We start from the raw sequence: 21,185 nt of genomic DNA on the forward strand, positions 1-21,185 counted from the left end.
ATGCCCGTACCGCACACCACCGCGCCCCGCCCGGGCGATGCCCCGGGCGGCGCCCCGGCCCCCGCCCCGGTGCTCCGGCTCTCCGGTCTCGGCCGGCGCGTCGGCGGGGCGACGATCGTCGAGGACGTCTCGCTGGACGTCCGCGAGGGCGAGTTCCTGGCCTTCATCGGCCCCAACGGGGCGGGCAAGACCTCCCTGTTCAACCTGATCAGCGGGGTGGCCCCGGCCACCGCGGGCACCATCGAGCTGGACGGCGCGGACATGACGGGCCGTCCCGCGCACGAGCGGGCCAGGCGCGGCATCGGCCGCACCTTCCAGACGTCGAGCCTCTGGCCCGGGATGTCCGTCGCCGACCACGTCCGGCTGGCCGCGCAGGCGGCCCGCGGCGGCTCGTACCGGCTGTGGCGGCGCGCCTCCCCGTACGCCGCGGAGGTGACCGGCGTGCTGGAGCGCACCGGTCTCGGCCACCGGGCGGAAACGCCGGCGTCCGAACTGTCGCACGGCGAGAAGCGGAAGCTGGAGCTGGCGGTGCTGCTGGTCGGCGAGCCGCGGCTGATGCTGCTGGACGAGCCGATGGCCGGGGTGAGCGCGGAGGAGGTCCCCGCGCTCACCGAACTCATCCGCACCCTGCACCGGGACGAGGGCCGCACCGTCCTGATGGTCGAGCACCACATGGACGTCCTGCTGGGTCTGGCCGACCGGCTCGCCGTGATGCACCACGGCCGGCTGCTGGCGCTGGACAGCCCCGCGGCGGTCACCGCCGACCCGACCGTGCAGCGGGCCTACCTCGGGGAGGGGCTGTGACGACCGGACCGCTGCTCGCCGTACGGGACCTGCGGGTCCTGATCGGCGGCCGGCACATCCTGCACGGCGTGGACCTGGACGTCGCCCGGCACGGGGTGACCGCGCTCCTGGGCCGCAACGGGGCCGGGAAGACCACCACCGTGCGCGGTGTCCTCGGTCTCGTCCCGCGCACCGGCAGTGTGCGGCTGGACGGGGCGGAGACCGTGGCGATGCCCACCCACGCCGTGGTGCGGCTGGGCGTCGGCTACGCCCCGGAGGACCGGGGGATCTTCGCCGGGCTGACCGTGGCGGAGAACCTGAGGCTGGCCGAGCGGCGCGGCGCGGGCGAGCCCGCGTACCCGCTCGTCCATGAGCTCTTCCCCGAACTGAAGGAACGGGAGCGGCAGTTGGCGGGGACGCTGTCCGGCGGTCAGCAGCAGATGGTGGCGATCGGGCGCACGCTGCTGAACGGCAACCGGCTGATCATCGCCGACGAACCCACCAAGGGCCTGGCGCCCAGGGTGGTGACGGAGGTGGCCCAGGTGCTGGAGCGGGCCGCCGAGGCGGTGCCGGTGCTCCTGGTGGAGCAGAACCTCGCCGTGGTGCGGCGCCTGGCCGGGCACTGCGCGGTGCTCGCCGACGGCCGGACGGCCCATCAGGGCCCGGCCGCCGAGCTGCTCGCCGACGCGGAGGCGGCACGGCGCCTGCTGGGCGTGGGACACGGCCCGGCGGCGACTGCCGCCCCCGCCGGGGCGGATGCGCCTGCCATGCCCGTGAACTCACCTGACGCGGAGGCGGATTCCTGATGTCCACCGTCGTTCTGCTCACCATGACCGGGCTCGGTCTGGGGGCGCTCTACTTCCTCGTCGCGTCGGGCCTCTCGCTGATCTTCGGCCTGATGGACGTGCTCAACTTCGCGCACGGGGCGCTGCTCTCCGTCGGCGCGTACGGCACCTGGTGGGCGGCGTCCGGGAACCTGCCCGGCGCCGGGCCCGGCGGGGCGGGCTTCGTCCTGGCGGTGCTGTTCGGCACGGCGGTGGGCACCGCGGCCGCCGTGCTGCTGGAACTCGCGGTCGTCCGCCCGCTGTACACCCGGCCCCGCGAGCAGGTGCTCGCGACGGTCGGCGTGGGGCTCGCCGTCCCCGCGCTGCTGTCGGGGATCTGGGGCTCGGACGCCCGGACCTTCCCGGGGCCGAAGGCGCTGTCGGGCACCTTCGGGCTGCTCGGCGCCCAGGTGCCGGTCAACCGGCTGGTGCTGGTCGCGGCGGCGGTCGTGGTGCTGGTGGCGCTGCGGCTGTTCCTCGGCCGCACCCGGCACGGCCTGGTGGTACGGGCCGGGGTCGAGGACCGGGCGATGGTGACCGCGCTCGGCATCGACGTGCGCCGGGCGTTCACCCTCGTCTTCGCGATCGGCGGCAGCGCCGCCGCGCTCGGCGGGGCGCTCGGCGGCCTGTACTTCGGCTCGGTCGACCCCCACCAGGGGACCTCGCTGCTGATCTTCGCGTTCGTCGTGGTGGTCGCCGGCGGCATGGGCTCGGTGACCGGCGCCGCGGTGGCGTCCGTGGTCATCGGCCTGGTCCAGCAGTTCGCCAACTACTACACCGCAGCGGGCCTCGGCGACCTGGCCGTCGTCGTCCTGCTCGCCGCGCTGCTGCTCGTCCGGCCGCGCGGACTGACCGGGAGGCTCGCATGAGCGCCGTCACCGAGACACCCGACCGCGCCGCCGGCCGGCCGCACGGCCGCCCCGCGGGACCCACCGCCGGGTCCGCGGTCCGGCTGCTGCGCCGCTGGTGGCCCGCCGCCGCACTGCTCGCGCTGCTCGTCGCACCGTTCAGCGCGCTGCCGCTGCCGGGCCTGCTGGACGGCCCGGTCGGCAGCCCGGGAAGCCTCCAGCTCCTGGCCACCTGCCTGTTGTTCGGGGCCCTGGCGACCGGCTACGACCTGTTGCTGGGCCGCACCGGGCTGCTCTCCTTCGGGCACGCGCTGTACTTCGCCGCGGGCAGCTACGCCACCAACCTGTTCCTGCTGGAGGCGGGTCTGCCGTTCGCGGTGTCCGCGGCGCTGGGCCTCTGCGCCGGGACCGTGCTCGCGCTGGTCCTGGGCTCGGTGAGCCTGCGGGTCACCGGCATCGGCTTCTCGATGGTGACGCTGGCGTTCGCCCAGGCCGGCTCGATCCTGGTCTCCCGCGACCCCGGCGGTCTCACCGGCGGCGAGGAGGGGCGGGCCGCCCCGGCGGAACTGCTGCCGTCCTGGCTGGTCGGCATCGACCACACCGCGAACCTGTACTGGGTGGCGCTGGGCTATCTCGTCCTCACCCTGGCCGTCGTCCACTGGGCGGTCCGCTCCCCCACCGGGCGGGTCTGGGAGGGCATCAGGGAGAACGAGCGCCGGGTGGAGGTGCTGGGGCTGAGGCCGTACGGGTTCAAGCTGACGGCGTTCGTCCTGGCCGGGGCCCTGGCCGCGCTGGGCGGCCTGGTGCACCTGCTGCTCACCGGCGGCTCGACCCCGCGGACGACCACCTCCGACTTCACCCTCTCCCTGCTGGTGATGGTGGTGCTCGGCGGTTCCGGCACCCGCTGGGGCCCGCTGGCCGGGGGCGTTCTGTACACCTGGGCCGATCACCGGCTCGGCGATCTGGCCGGGTCGGGCGCGGTCGCGGACCTGCCCGCGGTGCTGCGGGTGCCGCTGTCGCAGCCGCTGTTCCTGCTCGGTGTGCTGTTCGTCGCCGTGGTACACCTGCTGCCGGGCGGCCTGGCCCGGCTGCCCGCCCGGTTGGCCGCCGCGCGCCGGCGCGGAGCCGGCGCCCCGTCCCCGACACACTCCCGGAAGGAGAACGCGCAACCGTGACGCCGTACGAGGAGATACGGGTTCCCGTGGCCGGGGGCGAGGCGGCGGTGCTCCGCTGGCCGGCCCGCGAGCCGGACGCCCCGGTCGTGGTCGCCCTGCACGGCATCACGTCCAACGCCCTCACCTGGGCCCCGGTGGCCGGACTGCTGGACGGCCGGGTCACTTTGATCGCCCCGGACCTGCGCGGCCGGGCCGGGAGCGCCGCGCTGCCGGGCCCGTACGGCATCGCCGCGCACGCCGACGACGTCGCGGCCCTCACCGAGGCGCTGGGCCTGGACCGGGTGGTGCTGGCGGGGCATTCGATGGGCGCGTTCGTGACGGCGCTGGCCGCCGTGCGGCACCCGGACCGGTTCGGGCCGCTGCTGCTGGTCGACGGCGGGATCGGCTTCCCCGCGCCCACGCATCTGTCCCCGGACGAGCTGATGACCGCGGTGATCGGCCCGGCCATGGACCGGCTGTCGATGACGTTCCCGGACCGGGCCGCGTACCGCGCGTTCTGGCAGGCGCACCCGGCGTTCGCGGAGGACTGGTCGGACGAGGTCGACGCGTACATCCAGCGCGATCTGACCGGCGAGGAACCGGAGCTGCGCTCCACCTGCCGGATCGAGGCGATCCGCACCGACGGCATCGGCCTGTTCGACGAGGAGGTGCTGACGGCGGTCCGGCGGCTGCCCGCCCCGGCGACGCTGCTGTGGGCGCGGCGCGGCCTGATGAACGAGGACCAGGGTCTGTACGACGAGAGCCGGCTGGCCGCGGCGGATCTCGCCGGCACGGGGGTGACGCCGGTCCAGGCGCCCGACGTCAACCACTACACGGTGCTGACCGGCGAGAAGGGCGCCCGGGAGGTCGTACGGCATCTGCTGGAGCTGTGCGCCGCCCGCTGACGCGGGGCGCGGGCGGGTCCGGCCGGGGCTGCGCACGCCACCGGCCGGACCCGCCCGCGCCGCGTTCCCCGGGGAGGGGTCACCGCTCCCCGGCGCCCGCCAGCTCGTGGAGTCTGAGGGCGAGTTGGAGTTCCAGCGCCCGCGCGGGCTCGTTCCAGTCGTGGCCCAGCAGCGCCTGCACCCGGTCCAGCCGCTGCACCACCGTGTTGACGTGGACGTGGAGTTCGTCCTTGGCGCGGACGAGACTGCCCCCGGATCCGAAGTAGGCCCGGAGGGTCCGCACCAGATGGGTGCCGCGCCGCGCGTCGTACTCCAGCAGCGGGCCCAGGGTCGCCGTCACGAAGCCGTCGACGTTCTGCCCGTTGCCCAGCACCACGCCCAGGAAACCGAGTTCCTCGACGCACGCGCCCTGTCCCGTACGCCCCAGGACCCGCAGGGCGCGCTGGCAGCGCGCGGCCTCGCCGTACGCGGAGACCAGTTCCCGGACGCCGCGGGCGGGCCCGGCGGCGGCCACCGTGACGGGGGCCTGGACCAGCTGCCCGAGCTGGGCCGAGGCCGCCCGCGCCGCGTCACCGGCGTCCGCCCCGGGCCCGTCGGCGCCGATCAGCAGGACCACCTGCCCGTGGTGTTCGGCGCTCACCCCGTGGCTGTCGCCGCCGAAGAGGTAGCGCACCGCGGCCGGCGCCAGCCGCCCCCGCGCCCCGCCGTCGGCGAGCAGCAGCAGATGCGGGCGGTCGAGGTCGACGCCGAGCCGCCGGCCGCGTTCGACGAGCCCGGCCGGGTCGCGGTCCCCGTCGGTCAGCAGGTCGGTGATCAGCTCGCCCCGCACCCGGTTCTCGGTCTCGGCCACCGTGCGCCGCAGCAGCAGGAGCAGCCCGGTGACGACCGAGGCGCGTTCGAACAGCCGTCGGTCCGAGTCGTCGAGCGGGGCGCGCCGGTGCAGCACCAGGCCGGCCATGAGTTCCCGTCCGGCGAGGACCGCGCAGATCCACCGGCCGTCGCGGTGCACGGCACGGGCCCCCGTGCGGGACTCCTCCGCGGTCTCGGCCAGCCACCCGGCGTCCATGCTGTCGGCGGCGAAGTCCGCGCCGTCGGGGCGGACGGCCGCGAGGGGGCGGCCGCCCGGGTCGTGGATGGTGAGCGGCGAGCCCAGCAGGGCCGCGACGGCGGCGGCGACGTCCTTGACGTCCCTGCCCCGCAGCACCAGGTCCGTCAGCCGGTCGTGGGACTCCTCGGCCCGCCGCATGGCCGCCGAGTGGGCGCGTACGGCGGCGTTGGCCTCGGCCAGCTCCGCGTTCGCGGCGGCCAGTCCGTCGAGGGCGGAGCGGGTGTCGGCGAGCGCGCGGGCGGTGTCGATGGCGATCGCGGCGTGCGCGGCCAGCGAGCAGAGCAGGGCGACCTCGTCGGGGCTGAACACCCGGGGCGCGCGGTCGGCGGCGAACAGCACGCCGATGACCTTGCCCGTGCCGCCGCGGCTGGAGCCCAGGAGCAGCGGGACGCCCAGGATGGCGACGAGCCCCTCGTCCAGCACCCCGGCGTTGATGTTGCGGGTGTGCCGGAAGCGGTCGTCGGTGCGGTAGTCGGGGGTGGCGTACGGGCTGGCCGTCTGCGCGACCAGCCCGCCGAGCCCCTCGCCCAGTTCCAGCCGCAGCCGCTGGAAGAGCACCGAGACCGAACCGTCCGTCACCCGCATATAGGTGTCCCCGGCCTCCTCGTCGGGGAGCGTGAGATACGCGGTGTCCGTGCCCAGCAGCATCCTCGCCCGGCGGACGATCGCCTTCAGCACGTCGTCCAGTTCGCGGGAGGCGGCCAGGTCGCCCGCGGTGTCGAAGAGCGCGGTGAGCTGGAGTTCCCGGCGCCGGTGCTGGCGCAGGGCGCCCCTGATCCGCAGGGCGGTGGCGGTGGCCCGTTCCACCTCCGCCAGATCACCGGCCGGCACCCCGGCGGCCCGCGCCCGCGAGGAGACGGCGCCCAGCGCCTCGGCGGGCGCGTCGTCGGCCAGCAGGTCGAGGAGGCGCCGCAGATGGGGCGCGGCGGAGGAAGGAGCTGCGGCGGGGCCGGCGACACCGCGATCGACGAGGGTGGCGGGGTCGGTGGGGCCAGCGGGGTCGGCGGATGGGGACGGATCAGACATGGCGGCCGGAATTCATCGGGGGCGGGGGTCAGCCGGCGGTCCAGCCGCCGTCCATGGAGAGCGATGTGCCGGTGATGTGCCCGGTGCGCGGTCCGCAGAGCCACAGCACGGCCTCGGCGACCTCGTCGGGTTCGATCAGCCGCTTGATCGCGCTGCGCCGCAGCATGACCCGGCCCACCACGTCCTCCTCCGAGATGCCGTGGGTGCGCGCCTGGTCCGCGATCTGGTCCTCGACCAGCGGGGTGCGCACGTAGCCGGGGTTGACGCAGTTGCTCGTCACCCCGTGCTCCGCCGCTTCGAGCGCCACCACCTTGCTGAGCCCCTCCAGTGCGTGCTTGGCCGTCACATAGGCCGACTTGTAGGGGCTGGCCCGCAGGCCGTGCACGGACGAGATGTTGACCACGCGCCCCCAGCCGCGTTCGTACATGCCCGGCAGGGTCCGGCGCAAGATGCGGAACGGCGCCTCCACCATGACGCGCTGGATCAGCGCGAACCGGTCCGGCGGGAACGCGTGCACCGGGGCGACGTGCTGGAGCCCGGCGTTGTTGACCACGATGTCCGCGTCGGCGGGCAGCGCGTCCACCTCCTCCGGGGCGGAGAGGTCGGTCACCCACACCGTCCCGCCGATCGCCCCGGCCACCTCCGCGGCGGCGTCGGCCGCCCGGTCCACCACATGGACGTGGGCGCCCGCGGCGGCCAGGGCCTGCGCGCAGGCCCGCCCGATCCCGCTCGCGGCGCCGGTCACCAGGGCGGTGCGCCCGGCGAGCGGCCGGTCCGCCGACGAGGGCGTGTCCGCGTCGGCGGACGGCGGGGCGGCGGGCGGGACGGCATGCGCGGCGACGGGCCGGGCGGGCCCGCGGTCCGGGCTCTGAGGAGTCTCCATGGCCGTCACCGTAGGGAGACCGGAGCCCGTGTCACACGGGGCCGACGCACACACCGCCGGGCGGCGGCATGGTGGTCGCGCACATGAGGCGGGATCGGCGCGGGCCGGTCCGGGCGGACCCGGGTCCGGCGCGGGCCGGGGGCGACCGGAGCCGGGCGCGGGCCGGACGGGGTCATTCTCCCTTCGGCCCTCCGGGGTCTGCGCATCGAAGTGCACTCGACGTCGACGCGCGCAAGAGCGCCCACGCACACAGCGGGGTCCCGGGAGTGTCCGCCGGTCCCATGGGCGGCGCGGACACCGGCTCATAGCGTCCGCCCCGCACCCGGCTCGCCGAACGACCGCCCAGCACACGCACAACGCCCGCCGAACACCCACCCGACGGCCGGGTGACCCCGGCCCGCCGAGCACAGGAGGCATCCGTGCGCCCATCGACCCTGCGACGCCTGCTCCGACGCGTCGCCTCCACCGCCGCGCTCGCCCTCGTCGCCGCCGCCCTGAGCACCATGGCCGCGCCGGGCACCGCGGCCGCCGCCCCCACGACGACCACGGCCGCCGGCGGCCTGCAACAGGTCACCGGTTTCGGCGCCAACCCCGGCAACCTCCAGATGTTCGCGTACGTCCCGGACGGCCTGCCCGCGAACGCGCCCCTGGTGGTGGCCCTGCACGGCTGCGCGCAGACCGCCGACGCGTACTACGCCGGCTCCGGCTGGCCGAAGTACGCCGACCTGTGGGGCTTCGCCGTGGTCTTCCCGCAGACCACGGCGGCCAACAACATGCTGTCCTGCTTCAACTGGTTCGATCCGGCCGACAGCGGCCGGGACAGGGGCGAGGCCGCGTCGATCGCGCAGATGGTGGAGTACGCGAAGCAGCGGTACGGCTCCGACGCGGACCGGGTGTACGTGACCGGCCTGTCCGCGGGCGGCGGCATGGCGGCCGACCTGCTGGCGGCGTACCCGGACGTGTTCGCGGGCGGCTCGGTGGCCTCGGGCCTCCCCGCCCAGTGCGCGACGAGCCAGGCGGGCGCGTCCTCCTGTCAGACGGGCACGGTGAAGCTGACGCCCGCGCAGTGGGGCGACAAGGTCCGCGCCGCCCACCCGGGCTACTCGGGCCCCTGGCCCCGGGTGGCGATCTGGCAGGGCTCGGCGGACTACACGGTCAGCCCGGCCAACGCCACGGCCCTGCGCGACCAGTGGACCGACGTCTGGGGCATCGGCCAGACCCCGTCCTCGACGGACGCCCTCCCCGGCAACACCACGCGCAGCACGTACGACGACGCCTCCGGGCGGCCTGCCGTCCAGACGTACTCGGTCTCCGGCATGGGCCACGGCCTGGCGGTGAACCCCGGCACGGGCGCCGAGCAGTGCGGCTCGACCGGCGCCTACTTCCTGAACGCCATCTGCTCCACGTACCACACGGGCGTCTTCTGGGGCCTCGACCAGGGCGCGCCCGGGAACGGCGGCGACCACCTCCCCGCCCCCTCCGGCCTGCGGGTCTCCGGCGTCACCGCGGACGGCGTGTCGCTCGCCTGGGACGCGGTCGAGGGTGCGGCCTCGTACACCGTCCACCGCGACGGCGCGAAGGCCGCCTCCACCGCCGCTACGGCGTACACGGACACGAGCCTCACCGCCGGCACCGCCTACCGCTACACGGTGACCGCGGTCGACGCCTCGGGCAACCCCGGCACGGCCTCCGCGCAGATCACGGCGACCACGACCGGTTCCGCCCCCGGCCGGTGCTTCACGGCGAGCAACTACGCGCACGTGGCGGCCGGAAGGGCGCACACCGCGCTCGGCCTCGTCTACGCCAACGGCTCGAACCAGTACATGGGCCTGTACAACATCTTCATCACGCACACCCTGCGGGAGTCGCCGAAGGGCCACTTCGCGCTCGCGGACACGGGCTGCACGCCCTGACCGGCCGCGTTCTCCTCCGGGAGACGGCCATGGGCATCCCGTACGACGGCCGCCCATTCAGCCGAACGGCGCCGCTCCGTGCGGTGCGGCGCCGTTCGCATGGCCGCCTCACCCCAGCCAATACGACACCGCCGCCCGTCCGGCTTCGCGGGCGATGTCCGCGATGACTCCGACGTCGTTCTGCGTCGCGCGCTGTCGAGGAGGCTCGGGTATCGGAGCGCCCAGCCAGCACACGTCCGCGCCGGGGGTGGCCAGCACGACCCTGAATCGCAGGTCACCGCAGACCCACACAGCTCCCATCCCGTCGACCATGCCGTGCCACACCTCGCCGGGGAGGTAGGCGACATAGCTGCGGGCCACCGAACCGTCGGGCGCCAGCAGAAGAACACGGGTGAATCTCGGACCGTTGATCGCGCGCCTGCCCGCCGAATCGAGCAGCGCGATCGCAGGCCGCGCGACGTCGGCCTCCCCCTCGGTGGCTTCCTCCAACCGGCACGGCCACACCTGCCAAGGGTGTTCCTCCAGCGCCTCGGCCTGTTCCCGGACCCACACCTCGACGTTGGACTTCTCCGAACCCGAGTCCACCAGCACGGCCACCAGGAGAACCGCCGCCACGAGAAGCGGGCCGGCGACGGCCGCCAGGACGAAATCAGGAAGCGTGCCCCAGCCCAGGTACAACACCGCACCCCCAGCAGCGACCGCGGCGAGCAGCACGGACTTGAACCACAGCGTTCCCCGCCGCAACTCGACGGATCGGTTCCGGAGAACGTGCGCGTAGTCGCGCCCTCCCGGTGTCGCGATGGCCGCCCGAGGCGATACCTCATATCCGAACTGCCGTGCCTGCCGCGGCTCCTGCATGAATCCCCCGGTCCCTGACCGTCGCCCTGCCTCGGCCCAGTTCCTGCGCCCACCATCCTGCCGCTCGGCCTCCCCGGACGCCAGGTGCTCTGTAGGCATTCTGTCCCGGGAGGTTGTCGGCAGGCCAGGGCCGCGCGTCGTCACACCGCCGGCCCGGTACGGGCCACCGACGTGAGAGACGAATTCGGCGCGCCCGAGCCGAAAACGAAGGGGAACGGCCCTCCGCTCCCCTCGGGGCACGGAAGCGCCCCCTACTCCTCCGGCGGGAACACCACTTCCCCCGAGTCGGCGAGCGTGATCAGGATGGCCTCGACCGGGCATCCCTCGGCCGCCGCGAGGACCCGTTCGTCGGCGTCGGTCTCCGGGGCGGCGGGCCGGGACTGCCGAGCGGTGTCCAGCGCGAACCCGTCCGGGGCGTGGTTCACGCACATCCCGGAGCCGATGCAGAGCCCCCGGTCGACCTCCACGGCCCAGCGGTCCCCCATCACGCGCCTCCCTCTGCGCCTGCGTCGGCCTGGTAGCCGGCCGGCAGGTGGATCATCTTGTGCTCGAAGTACTCGCCGTACCCCTCGGGCCCGAACTCCCGCCCCAGGCCGGAGTTCTTGTACCCGCCGAACGGGCCGAGCATGTCGAGGCTGAAGGTGTTGACGCTGTACGTACCCGTCCTGACCTGGCGGGCGACGTCGATGCCGTGTGCGGTGTCGGCGGTCCACACGCTTCCGCTGAGGCCGTAGTCGGAGTCGTTGGCGATGCGCACCGCCTCGTCCTCGTCGCCGTACGGGATCAGGCAGATGACCGGGCCGAAGATCTCCTCGCGGGCGATGCGCATGGAGTTGTCGACGTCCCCGAAGAGCGTCGGCTCGACGTACCAGCCCCGTTCCTGCGAGGCCGGGCGGCCGCCGCCGGTCAGGATCTTGGCGCCCTCGTCCTGGCCGATCCGGATGTAGTCGAGCGAACGCCGCCGCTGGCGTTCGGCGACCAGGGGGCCGAGCTCGGTGGCGGGGTCGAGCGGGTCGCCGATCTTCAGCGCGGCCGCCGCGGCGGCGAACGCCTCCGCCGTCTCGTCGTAGCGGGAACGCGGGGCGAGGATGCGGGTCTGGGCCACGCACGCCTGCCCGTTGATCATCCAGGCGAACGGCACGATCCCGGCGACGGCCGTGTCCAGGTCGGCGTCCGGGAGGATCACGGCGGCGGACTTGCCGCCGAGCTCCAGTGTGACCCGGGTGAGGTTGCGCGAGGCGACCTCCATCACCCGGCGTCCGGCGGCCACCGAACCGGTGAACGACACCTTGTCGACGCCGGGGTGTCCGACCAGGTACTCGCTGACCTCGCGATCGGCGGGGAGGATTGACAACACCCCTTCCGGAAGCCCGGCCTCGGCGGCGATCTCGGCCAACAGGTAGGCGTCCAGCGGGGATTCGGGCGACACCTTCAAAATGGCGGAGCAGCCGGCCAGCAGCGCGGGCGCGAGCTTGGCGGCGGCGGTGAACTGCGGGACGTTCCACGGCACCACGGCCGCGACCACGCCGACCGGTTCCCGGCGCACCAGCAGCGGCCCCAGCGCCCCGTCCCGCCGTTCCTCGTACGGGAAGTCCCGGGCGACGGCGATCGCCGCGTCCCACACCATCATCGCGGAGAGCGCCTGCACCATCACGCTGGACGTGTACGGGGTGCCGTTCTCCGAGCTGATGACCCGGGCGAACTCCTCGTACCGGACGGCGAACGCGTCCTTGATCCGCGTCACCACCGCGATCCGCTCGTCGAGACCGGCCCGGGACCAGGGCCCCTCGTCGAACGCCCGCCGCGCGACGGCGACGGCCCGGTCCACGTCCGCCTCGCAGGCGTGCGGCACCCGGCCGATGACCTGCTCGGTGTGGGGCGATACGACCTCGATGACCTCCCGGCCCAGCGGATCGACCAACTCCCCGCCGATGAACAGTTTTCCGTGTTCGACAAGCTCGGTCATGGCTGCTGCCTCCCGCGAACCGGCGCTATTGACGAGCGATTCTGATGGTCCGTCAAAACTGATACCAGTTCCAGTTCCAGGAGTCCACGGGACTCACACGCCGCACTCCCGGGCCGCGCGTCGGCAGACCCCGGCGTCCGTCCGGCTCGATCGAGTGGTCCGCCCATGACGCGGGCCCGGACTCGCCCCGCCACGGGGCGGGTCCGGGCTCATCCTGCCGGTCCGTGTCGGAGTCCCAGCGTCGCGGTCACCCGCTCGACGAGGGCGTCTTCGGTCAGGGCGGCGTCGACCCGGATGGCCCGCAGTCCGAGACGCCCGGTCTCCTCCTCCAGCCGTTCCGTGAACATGCCGTCCCGTTCCGCGAGGTTACGAGCGGCCCGCGCCGGATCGCCGGTACGCCACACGAAGCCCTTCCCGGGCCCCTCCCGGTTCCGGAGGGCGGCCCGGCGGAATTCGGGAGTGGGAAGGAGCCAGACGGCCTGCTCGGGAACGGTGAGCAGAGGCTTCACCAGACGCGGCAGCAGCCGGAAGCCCTCCACGAGGACGCACGGCTCCCGCGGCATGCGGAGGAGGTCCTCGACGATCAGGCCGAAGCCCTCGCCCCGGAACCAGTGGAACGTCTCCAGCATGGTCTCGGGCGACCGGTTCACCCATCGGTCGTCCATGTCCATGGCCATGAACTCGTGGAGGAGAGGCGCCTCCCGGGGCGTGGTCCGTCCCGCGTGATCCCGCATCACGTCGTCGGTCGCGTAGAGACGCCAACCGCGGCGATCGGCGATGCGACGGCTGATCGTCGACTTGCCGGCACAGCTCCCGCCGCCGATCCAGTACACATGCCGCAGCCGGGCGCGAAGCTCGGCGGCGTCGGTCGCTTCTTCATTCCGTACGGGAGGCATTCCGCTCCTGCTCACTGTGGCGACGAGGGCGAACCTCACGTATATCGTCGCGGCCGGCCGCAACGGGCCCCACCGCCGGAGCGGCCTCCCGGAAGATCATGACGTTCCGTCAACTGCCGCCGGGAGATGGTCGACCGGGGCTACTACTGCAACAAGTTCTCGTTACAGTGGGCAGCGCGCATCCCGCCCGCGCGGCGGTACGTCCGGCGAGGCGGCCGGGCAGCGGGGCGAGGGAGGGCCCATGACGAGGGAGAGCCCATGACACAGGTGACCGACCACGGCGGCGGTGTGCACAGCATCGAGGTGCCCATCCCGGACAACCCGCTCGGCCACACCTTGGTGCATGTCGTCGACACCGATCGCGGGCCGGTCCTGATCGACACCGGCTGGGACGATCCGGAGGCGTGGGACACGCTCACCGCCGGGCTGACCGCCGTCGGCGTGGACGTGTCCGGCGTCCACGGCATCGTCGTCACCCACCACCACCCCGATCACCACGGTCTCTCCGGGCAGGTGCGCGAGGCGTCCGGGGCCTGGATCGCCATGCACGCGGCGGACGCCGAGATCGTGCGCCGCACCCGCGAGTCGGAACCCGGCACCTGGCTGACGTATCTGGTGGGCAAGCTCACCGCGGTCGGGGCGCCCGAGGCGCATCTCACGCCGTTGCGGGCCGCGGCGGCGGAACGGGGACGCATGAGCACGCTGCCCGGGGCGCGGGCCGCGCTCCCGGACCGGGAGATCGTGCCCGGGGAGCTGCTGGACCTGGCGGGGCGACGGCTGCGGGCGGTCTGGACGCCGGGACACACCCCCGGTCACGTCTGCCTCCACCTGGAGGAACGGCATCCGGCCGAGCTGCCCGGCCGGGGACGGCTGTTCTCCGGGGACCACCTGCTGCCGGGGATCAGCCCGCACATCGGGCTGTACGAGGACCCGGACGACGCCACCGTCACCGACCCCCTCGGGGACTACCTGGACTCGCTGGAGCGCATCGGGCGGCTCGGGGTGGCGGAGGTGCTGCCCGCCCATCAGTACGCGTTCCCGGACGCGGCCGGACGGGTACGGGAGCTCCTCCTCCACCACGAGGAGCGGCTGACCGGGCTGCTCGGGCTGCTGACCACGCCGCTGACCCCGTGGGAACTGGCCGAGCGGATGGAGTGGAACCGGCCCTGGGAGCAGATCCCGCACGGCTCGCGCAACATCGCCGTCTCGGAGGCCGAGGCGCATCTGCGGCGGCTGGTGAAGCTGGGCCGCGCGGAGGCGGTGGCGGGGAGCGACCCCGTGACGTACATCGCGGTGTGAGGGGCGGGCCTCGCGGGGCGCGCGTCGCGGCACGGACCCCCCGGGGCGGGCCTCGCGGTGCCGGGGCGGGCCTCACGGTGCGCGGGGCGCGCGTCGCGGCACGGACCCCGGCGGCGGGCCTCGCCGCGCGAGGGGCGCGCGTCGCGGGACGGGCGCGGGCGGCGCGCCCGGCTCCGCCCGGCAACGGCGTCGGGCCCGGAACGCCCGCCCGGGAGCGCCCGCCCCCGGCCCCTTCCGGGCCGCCCGGTAGAGTGGGCGGGTCGTCATCATGCCCGTACAGGGGGAAGCCGGTGCGAATCCGGCACTGACCACGCAGCCGTGAGCCGTCCCGGGGACGGTGAGTCGGAATGCCCTGTACGCGGTCGTGACCGGCTCGCACCACCGGGGCCCCCGGTGGTCGGCACCGTCGAGGTATACGGAGCCGGAGCCTGGTGCGTGAGCGTGCCTGTGCCCGGTTCCCGCGCAGGAGAGGCACCGCCCGCCATGACCGTACGCCGCAGCGCGGCAATGCTCGCCGCCACCACGGCCGCCGTGCTCTGCGCGGCCGCGCCGGGCGCGGTCGCGGCGCCGTCCCCGTCGCCCACGCCCTCCGTGGCGCCGCCCGCCGGGCTGTACGGCACCGCGGACCCCACCTACGACGGCGTCTGGCGGCAGTCGCTGGCCTTCCTCGCCCAGCGGGTCGAGGGGGTGACGCCCGCCCCGAAGGCGGTGGACTGGCTGATCGACCAGCAGTGCGCCGACGGCGCGTACGCCGCGTACCGGCCCGACGTCTCCACGCCGTGCGACGAGAAGACGGTGCTGGACACCAACGCCACCGCGATCGCCGTGCAGGCCCTGGTCGAGATCGACGGGCACCGGGAGACCGTGGACGACGCGGTCCGCTGGCTGAAGTCCGTGCAGAACGAGGACGGCGGCTGGGGCTACGCGGCGGGCGCGCCCAGCGACGCCAACTCCACCTCGCTGGTGATCGGCGCCCTCGCCCGGCAGGGGCAGCGGCTCGCGGACGTCGTCACCCCCGGCGGCAAGTCCCCCTACGACCCGCTGCTCGCGCTCGCGATACCGTGCGGCGAGAAGGACGGCGGCGCCTTCGCCTACCAGCCCGACAAGGCGGGGAAGCTCGCGGCCAACGCGGACGCCACCGCCGCCGCCGTGCTCGGCGCCATGGGCAAGGCCCTGGCCACCGGCAACAACAAGGCGGCCAAGAAGACCAGCTGCCCCGCCGCGGCGCCGGGGAGCGCCCTCACCCCCGAGCAGGCCGCGCAGAACGGCGCCCACTTCCTCGCCGGCGCCCTCGCCGCCGACGGTCACCTGGACCTGCCCCCGATGCCCGGCGCGGAGGACTCCGCCCCGCAGCCCGACTTCGGCAACACCGCGGACGCGGTCGTCGCGCTGTCCGCCTCCGGCCATCAGGACGAGGCGGCCGGCGCCGTGGCCTGGCTGAAGAAGAACGCCGGCCCCTGGGCCGAGCAGGGCGGCCCCGCCGCGTACGCGCAGCTGGTCCTGGCCGCGCACGCGACCGGCGCCGACGCCCGGGACTTCGGCGGCGTGAACCTGGTCGACAAGCTGAACGCGACCGGTCCGAAGCCCGCCGCCGTCACCACCCCGGACCCGTCCGGCGACACCGGGTACGAGGCCACCGAGAAGGACCGGGTGCACAGCGGCGACGACGTGATCGGCGGGGTGTGGTGGTTCGTCGGGATCGGTCTCGTGGTCGGCGCGGGCGTCGGCTTCCTGATCAGCGGCCGCCGGAAGAACCAGCAGCTGTGAGGCGCGGCGGAAGGGCCGCGGCGCTGCTGGTGGTCCTGGGCGCGGTCCTGGCCGTGCTGGGCGCGGGACCGGCCCAGGCGGCCGGCTACCGCTACTGGTCGTTCTGGGAGGGCTCCGGCGGCGGCTGGGCGTACGCCACGCAGGGCCCGGCGGTGGTCCGGCCGGACGACGGCTCGGTGCAGGGCTTCCGGTTCGCGGTGAGCGAGGACTCCCAGGACGCGGCCCGGCCGCGTCGGGCCCCCGACTTCGCGGAGATCTGCGCGGACACCCCGGCCGAGCAGGGGCGCAAGCGGATCGCGCTCGTCATCGACCCGGGCACGGCGGCGGACGCCCCGGCCGGGCAGACCCCGCCGGCGTCCCGGACGGCGTGCGCCCGGGTCGCCCCCGACGCCAGCGCCGCCGAGGCCCTCGCCTCGGTGGCCAAGCCGCTGCGGTACAACAGCAGCGCGCTGCTCTGCGCCGTCTCCGGCTACCCGGCCACGGGCTGCGGCGAGCAGGTGTCGGGCGGCGAGCGGCCCGCGGCCTCCGGTTCCGCCGATCCCTCGGCCCCGGCGTCGGCCGCGGCCTCCGGCGGTTCCGCCGGCGGCGTCCCGTCCGCCGGGATGTTCATCGGGGCCGGCGCCGTCCTGGTCCTCGGCGTCGCCGCGGCCGTGCGGGCCCGCCGCCGAGGATGACCGCGTCGCCCGAGAGCCGGCGGGCGGGCGGCCGCGCCGTCGACGGCCGGACGCCCGGCGGCCCCTCCCACGGCGGCCCGGCGGACGGCGGCCCCTCCCACGGCCGCCCGGCCCCCGATGGTCCCTCGACCGCCGGCGCCGTCGTACGGCCGCGCCGACGCACGTTGCGCGCCCCCGAGGCGAGCCGGAGCAACGCCCTGCCCGCCGGCGCGTGGTGGCTGTGGGCGCTGGGTCTCGCCACCGCCGCGTCCCGCACCACCAACCCGCTGCTGCTGGGACTGCTGGTGGGGGTGGCGGGCTATGTGGTCGCGGCGCGGCGCACGGACGCGCCGTGGGCCCGTTCGTACGGGGCATTCATCAGGATCGGGCTGTTCGTCATCGGGGTGCGGCTGGTCTTCTCCGTCTTCCTCGGCTCGCCGGTGCCCGGCGCCCATGCGCTGTTCACGCTTCCCGAACTGCCGCTGCCCGACTGGGCGCAGGGCGTCCGGATCGGCGGCCGGGTCACCGCCGAGCAGCTGGTCTTCGCGCTGTACGACGGGGCGAAGCTGGCCGCCCTGCTGATCTGTCTGGGCGCGGCCAACTCGCTGGCGAACCCGGCCCGGTTGCTGAAGTCGCTGCCGGGCGCGCTGTACGAGGCGGGGGTCGCGGTGGTCGTCGCGATGACGTTCGCGCCGAACATGGTCGCCGACGTGGCGCGGCTGCGCACCGCGCGGCGGCTGCGCGGCCGCCCGACCGGCGGCGTCAAGGCGGTCCTGCAGATCGGACTGCCGGTGCTGGAGGGCGCGTTGGAGCGGTCGGTGGCGGTGGCGGCGTCGATGGACGCGCGCGGCTACGGGCGGACCGCCCAGGTCCCGCCCGCCGTCCGGCACACCACGAACGCGCTCACACTGGGCGGGCTGCTGGGGGTGTGCGCGGGCACGTACGGGCTGCTGGCCGCCGAGGGCGCGGTGTACGGGATGCCGCTGCTGGTCGCCGGGCTCGTCGCCGCGGCGGCCGGGCTGCGCCTGGGCGGCGCCCGCTCGGTCCGTACCCGCTACCGGCCCGACCGGTGGGACGCGCGGGCCTGGCTGGTGGCGGGTTCGGGGGTCGTCGTGGCGGCGGCGATGATCTGGGCGGGCGGCGTCGACGCGGACGCGCTGCACCCCGGGGTCGTCCCGCTGACCGCGCCGGTGCTTCCGCTGTGGCCCGCCGCGGCGGTGCTGGTGGGGCTGGTTCCCGCGCTGGTGGCGCCCGTGCCGCCGACGGCCGGCACGCCGGCTCCGAGGGCCGGGGCCGGCTCCGGAGCCGTACCGCCGGGGAGCGCGTCGCGCGGCGTCCGCCGCGTGCGGGCCCCGGAGCGGGGCGGACGGCCGTCCCCGCCCGGGACGCGCACCGGCGCGTGCGACGGCGCCGACGGCGTGCGGGCCGCGGGCGGCGCGGCGGACGGCGGCGGGAAGACACGGCCGAGTCCCGAGGAGGGCCAGTGATCCGGTTCGAGCAGGTCTCGGTGCGGTACGAGGGCGCGGAGCGCCCCACCCTGTCCGGGGTCGACCTGACCGTTCCCGAGGGCGAGCTGGTGCTGCTGGTCGGCCCGTCGGGGGTCGGCAAGTCGACCCTGCTCGGGGCCGTCTCCGGACTGGTCCCGCACTTCACCGGCGGCACGCTGGGCGGCCGGGTCACGGTCGCCGGGCGCGACACCCGCACCCACAAGCCGCGCGAACTCGCCGACGTGGTCGGCACGGTGGGCCAGGACCCGCTCTCCCACTTCGTCACCGACACCGTCGAGGACGAACTCGCTTACGGGATGGAGTCGTTGGGGCTGGCCCCGGACGTGATGCGGCGTCGGGTCGAGGAGACCCTCGATCTGCTGGGTCTGGCCGGGCTGCGGGACCGGCCGATCGCCACCCTCTCCGGCGGGCAGCAGCAGCGGGTGGCGATCGGCTCGGTGCTCACCCCGCACCCGAAGGTCCTGGTCCTCGACGAGCCGACGTCCGCGCTGGATCCGGCGGCGGCCGAGGAGGTCCTCGCGGTGCTGCAACGGCTGGTGCACGACCTGGGCACGACGGTCCTGATGGCGGAGCACCGGCTGGAGCGGGTGGTGCAGTACGCGGACCAGGTCGTTCTGCTGCCGTCGCCGGGCGCGGCGCCCGTCATGGGCCCGCCCGCGGAGGTGATGGCCGTCTCCCCGGTCCGTCCGCCGGTCGTGGCGCTGGGCCGGCTGACGGGGTGGGAGCCGCTGCCGCTGTCGGTCCGCGACGCCCGGCGCCGGGCCGCCGGCCTGCGCGAACGGCTCGCCGGGAAGCGTCCGCCCCGGACGCCCGGCCCGGTGCGGACGCCGGTGGCTCCGCCGCCCGCCGCGACGGCCCCGGCGCGGCGCGGCGCCCTGGCCCGGCTGCTGGGGCGCGGCGCTCCCCCGGCCGCCCCCGCGGCCGGGCCCGTCGCCGGCGCCCCGGCCCGGGTCGAGGGACTCGGGGTGCGGCGCGGGCGGGTCGAGGCGCTGCGCCGGGTCACGCTCGATGTCGCGCCCGGCGAGACCGTCGCCCTGATGGGCCGCAACGGGGCGGGCAAGTCGACCCTGCTCGGCGCGCTCGTCGGCATGGTGGAGCCCATCGCGGGCGCCGTCCTCACCGGCGGCCTGACCCCGCACCGCACGCAGCCGCGCGAGATGGTGCGCCGGGTCGGTCTCGTACCGCAGGAGCCGCGCGATCTGCTGTACGCGGACACGGTCGCCGCCGAGTGCGCGGCCGCCGACGCCGACGCGGGCGCGGCCGCCGGGAGCTGCCGGGCCCTGGTCTCCGAACTGCTGCCCGGGGTGCCGGACGACACCCACCCCCGGGATCTCTCCGAGGGGCAGCGGCTCGCGCTCGCCCTGGCGGTGGTGCTCACCGCGCGGCCGCCGCTGCTGCTCCTGGACGAGCCGACCCGCGGTCTGGACTACGCGGCGAAGGCCCGGCTGGTCGGGGTGCTGCGCGGGCTCGCCGCCGACGGGCACGCGATCGTCCTGGCCACGCACGACGTGGAACTCGCCGCCGAGCTGGCGCACCGGGTGGTGATCCTCGCGGACGGGGAGGTCGTCGCGGACGGGGAGACCCGGCAGGTGGTGGTGTCCTCCCCCGCGTTCGCCCCGCAGACCTCGAAGATCCTCGCGCCGCAGGAGTGGCTGACCGTGACGCAGGTCCGCGACGCGCTGGAGGACCGATGACCGGCGGACGCGGGAGGGCTCCGGGCCGGGCCGCGCCGGACGGCCGCCGGGCGGCCGCGGGCCGGACGGCGCGTCCGGTGCGTCTGGGGCCGCGGGCGATCGCCGCGCTCGTGCTGGTCAGCGCGATCGGCGTGGTCGCGTTCGGCTGGCCGCTGCTGGCGGACGCGGACTCCGGCCTGGCGCACTCCCAGGACGCGCCGTGGCTGTTCGCCGCGCTGCTGCCGCTGCTGGTCGGCGTGGTCGTCGCGATGATCGCGGACTCCGGTCTGGACGCGAAGGCGGTGGCCATGCTGGGGGTGCTGGCCGCGGTCGGCGCCGCGCTGCGCCCGCTGGGCGCGGGCACGGCCGGGCTGGAGCCGATGTTCTTCCTGATGGTGCTGAGCGGGCGGGTGCTGGGTCCCGGCTTCGGTTTCGTGCTCGGCTCGGTGACGATGTTCGCGTCCGCGCTGCTGACCGGTGGGGTGGGGCCGTGGATGCCGTTCCAGATGCTCTCGATGGGCTGGTTCACCATGGGCGCGGGTCTGCTGCCGGGCCCGGACCGGCTGCGCGGGCGGGCCGAACTGGCGATGCTCGCCGGGTACGGGTTCCTGGCCGCGTTCGCGTACGGCACGGTGATGAATCTGTACGGCTGGACGATCGTGCCCGGGCTGGGCTCGGGCGTCTCGTTCCACCCGGGCGACCCGCTGCCGGAGAACCTGGTCCGTTTCCTCGCCTACTGCGCGGCGACCTCGCTCGGCTGGGACCTGGGCCGGGCCGTCCTCACCGTGGTCCTGACCCTGTCCCTCGGCGGGACGCTGCTGAAGGCGCTGCGCCGGGCCACCCGCCGCGCCGCCTTCGACGCCCGCGCCGCCTTCGACGCCCCGGCGGACGCCGGAGCGGCCCCGCGTGCCGGCGGGGACGCGGGCACGGGCGGGGAACGGGATGCCCGCGCGGCCGGGTACGCTTCCGGGACCCCGGGCGACGGGGTCCGGGGCACGGCCGACGCGCCCGGCCCCTGACGAGGGCGCGGGGACGGCGTCAACAAAAGGTGCCATTTCGTCTTACTTGGACGACTTAATTACCCGTTGGTCCATATAGGCGCATTTTGCTCTGACCTCCGT

The 21,185-nt window shown here is 75.3% G+C and carries 18 protein-coding genes and 1 riboswitch; of the genes, 12 read left to right on the forward strand and 6 right to left on the reverse strand.

Annotated features, from left to right (window positions below; genetic code table 11):
• The 5 genes from WA762_RS01415 to WA762_RS01435 are packed head-to-tail and all read left to right on the forward strand — an operon-like array spanning position 1 to position 4,514.
• Positions 1–804 (forward strand): ABC transporter ATP-binding protein, encoded by an 804-nt coding sequence (locus WA762_RS01415; RefSeq protein ID WP_335932059.1) that lies wholly within the window; start codon positions 1–3, stop codon positions 802–804.
• On the forward strand, positions 801–1,589 hold the full coding sequence (locus tag WA762_RS01420) for an ABC transporter ATP-binding protein (RefSeq protein WP_335932061.1): 789 nt from the start codon (positions 801–803) through the stop codon (positions 1,587–1,589). Before WA762_RS01415 ends, WA762_RS01420 begins: the two co-directional genes overlap by 4 nt.
• Positions 1,589–2,476, forward strand: coding sequence for a branched-chain amino acid ABC transporter permease (locus tag WA762_RS01425; protein WP_335932063.1), 888 nt, complete (start codon positions 1,589–1,591; stop codon positions 2,474–2,476). The genes WA762_RS01420 and WA762_RS01425 overlap by 1 nt, the downstream gene beginning before the upstream one ends.
• Positions 2,473–3,630 (forward strand): branched-chain amino acid ABC transporter permease, encoded by a 1,158-nt coding sequence (locus WA762_RS01430; protein WP_335932065.1) that lies wholly within the window; start codon positions 2,473–2,475, stop codon positions 3,628–3,630. Before WA762_RS01425 ends, WA762_RS01430 begins: the two co-directional genes overlap by 4 nt.
• Entirely contained in the window at positions 3,627–4,514 is an 888-nt protein-coding gene (locus tag WA762_RS01435; protein WP_335932067.1) for an alpha/beta hydrolase, read from the forward strand. Before WA762_RS01430 ends, WA762_RS01435 begins: the two co-directional genes overlap by 4 nt.
• Before the next feature lie 79 nt (positions 4,515–4,593).
• Here the strand turns inward: WA762_RS01435 and WA762_RS01440 are convergent, their stop codons facing one another.
• Both WA762_RS01440 and WA762_RS01445 read right to left on the reverse strand, forming a co-directional pair.
• Positions 4,594–6,648, reverse strand: a complete 2,055-nt coding sequence (locus tag WA762_RS01440; RefSeq protein WP_335932069.1) for a helix-turn-helix domain-containing protein — start codon at positions 6,646–6,648, stop codon at positions 4,594–4,596.
• A 28-nt stretch (positions 6,649–6,676) separates the two neighbouring features.
• Complete coding sequence (locus tag WA762_RS01445; RefSeq protein ID WP_335932072.1) at positions 6,677–7,531, reverse strand: 3-hydroxybutyrate dehydrogenase; 855 nt, start codon at positions 7,529–7,531, stop codon at positions 6,677–6,679.
• Between the two features lie 419 nt (positions 7,532–7,950).
• Between WA762_RS01445 and WA762_RS01450 the strand changes: the two genes are divergently transcribed.
• Entirely contained in the window at positions 7,951–9,444 is a 1,494-nt protein-coding gene (locus WA762_RS01450; RefSeq protein ID WP_335932073.1) for an extracellular catalytic domain type 1 short-chain-length polyhydroxyalkanoate depolymerase, read from the forward strand.
• Positions 9,445–9,552: 108 nt separating this feature from the next.
• On the opposite strand, the gene WA762_RS01455 is transcribed toward WA762_RS01450, so the two are convergent.
• The 4 genes from WA762_RS01455 to WA762_RS01470 all read right to left on the reverse strand — a co-directional run bounded on the left by WA762_RS01455 (position 9,553) and on the right by WA762_RS01470 (position 13,164).
• Positions 9,553–10,188, reverse strand: a complete 636-nt coding sequence (locus tag WA762_RS01455; protein ID WP_335932075.1) for a hypothetical protein — start codon at positions 10,186–10,188, stop codon at positions 9,553–9,555.
• 365 nt (positions 10,189–10,553) lie between these two features.
• On the reverse strand, positions 10,554–10,787 hold the full coding sequence (locus WA762_RS01460) for a ferredoxin (protein WP_335932077.1): 234 nt from the start codon (positions 10,785–10,787) through the stop codon (positions 10,554–10,556).
• Complete coding sequence (locus tag WA762_RS01465) at positions 10,787–12,268, reverse strand: aldehyde dehydrogenase (protein ID WP_335932079.1); 1,482 nt, start codon at positions 12,266–12,268, stop codon at positions 10,787–10,789. The genes WA762_RS01460 and WA762_RS01465 overlap by 1 nt, the downstream gene beginning before the upstream one ends.
• A 209-nt stretch (positions 12,269–12,477) precedes the next feature.
• Positions 12,478–13,164 (reverse strand): hypothetical protein, encoded by a 687-nt coding sequence (locus WA762_RS01470; protein ID WP_335932080.1) that lies wholly within the window; start codon positions 13,162–13,164, stop codon positions 12,478–12,480.
• A 258-nt stretch (positions 13,165–13,422) separates the two neighbouring features.
• Between WA762_RS01470 and WA762_RS01475 the strand changes: the two genes are divergently transcribed.
• The 6 genes from WA762_RS01475 to WA762_RS01500 all read left to right on the forward strand — a co-directional run bounded on the left by WA762_RS01475 (position 13,423) and on the right by WA762_RS01500 (position 21,083).
• On the forward strand, positions 13,423–14,463 hold the full coding sequence (locus WA762_RS01475) for an MBL fold metallo-hydrolase (RefSeq protein ID WP_335932082.1): 1,041 nt from the start codon (positions 13,423–13,425) through the stop codon (positions 14,461–14,463).
• A gap of 280 nt (positions 14,464–14,743) precedes the next feature.
• A riboswitch (cobalamin riboswitch) is annotated at positions 14,744–14,816 on the forward strand.
• 130 nt (positions 14,817–14,946) lie between these two features.
• Positions 14,947–16,230, forward strand: coding sequence for a prenyltransferase/squalene oxidase repeat-containing protein (locus WA762_RS01480; protein ID WP_335932084.1), 1,284 nt, complete (start codon positions 14,947–14,949; stop codon positions 16,228–16,230).
• The gene (locus tag WA762_RS01485; RefSeq protein ID WP_335932087.1) at positions 16,227–16,904 is read left to right on the forward strand and encodes an SCO2322 family protein; all 678 of its coding nucleotides are present in this window, start codon (positions 16,227–16,229) and stop codon (positions 16,902–16,904) included. The genes WA762_RS01480 and WA762_RS01485 overlap by 4 nt, the downstream gene beginning before the upstream one ends.
• 164 nt (positions 16,905–17,068) lie before the next feature.
• Positions 17,069–18,370: an energy-coupling factor transporter transmembrane component T family protein gene (locus tag WA762_RS01490; RefSeq protein WP_335932287.1), complete on the forward strand. Its 1,302-nt coding sequence runs from the start codon at positions 17,069–17,071 to the stop codon at positions 18,368–18,370.
• On the forward strand, positions 18,367–20,085 hold the full coding sequence (locus WA762_RS01495) for an ABC transporter ATP-binding protein (RefSeq protein WP_335932089.1): 1,719 nt from the start codon (positions 18,367–18,369) through the stop codon (positions 20,083–20,085). The genes WA762_RS01490 and WA762_RS01495 overlap by 4 nt, the downstream gene beginning before the upstream one ends.
• The gene (locus WA762_RS01500) at positions 20,082–21,083 is read left to right on the forward strand and encodes an ECF transporter S component (RefSeq protein ID WP_335932091.1); all 1,002 of its coding nucleotides are present in this window, start codon (positions 20,082–20,084) and stop codon (positions 21,081–21,083) included. The genes WA762_RS01495 and WA762_RS01500 overlap by 4 nt, the downstream gene beginning before the upstream one ends.
• Positions 21,084–21,185: the final 102 nt, after the last annotated feature.

It is taken from the genome of Streptomyces tyrfis (assembly GCF_037034285.1).
GTDB lineage: Bacteria > Actinomycetota > Actinomycetes > Streptomycetales > Streptomycetaceae > Streptomyces.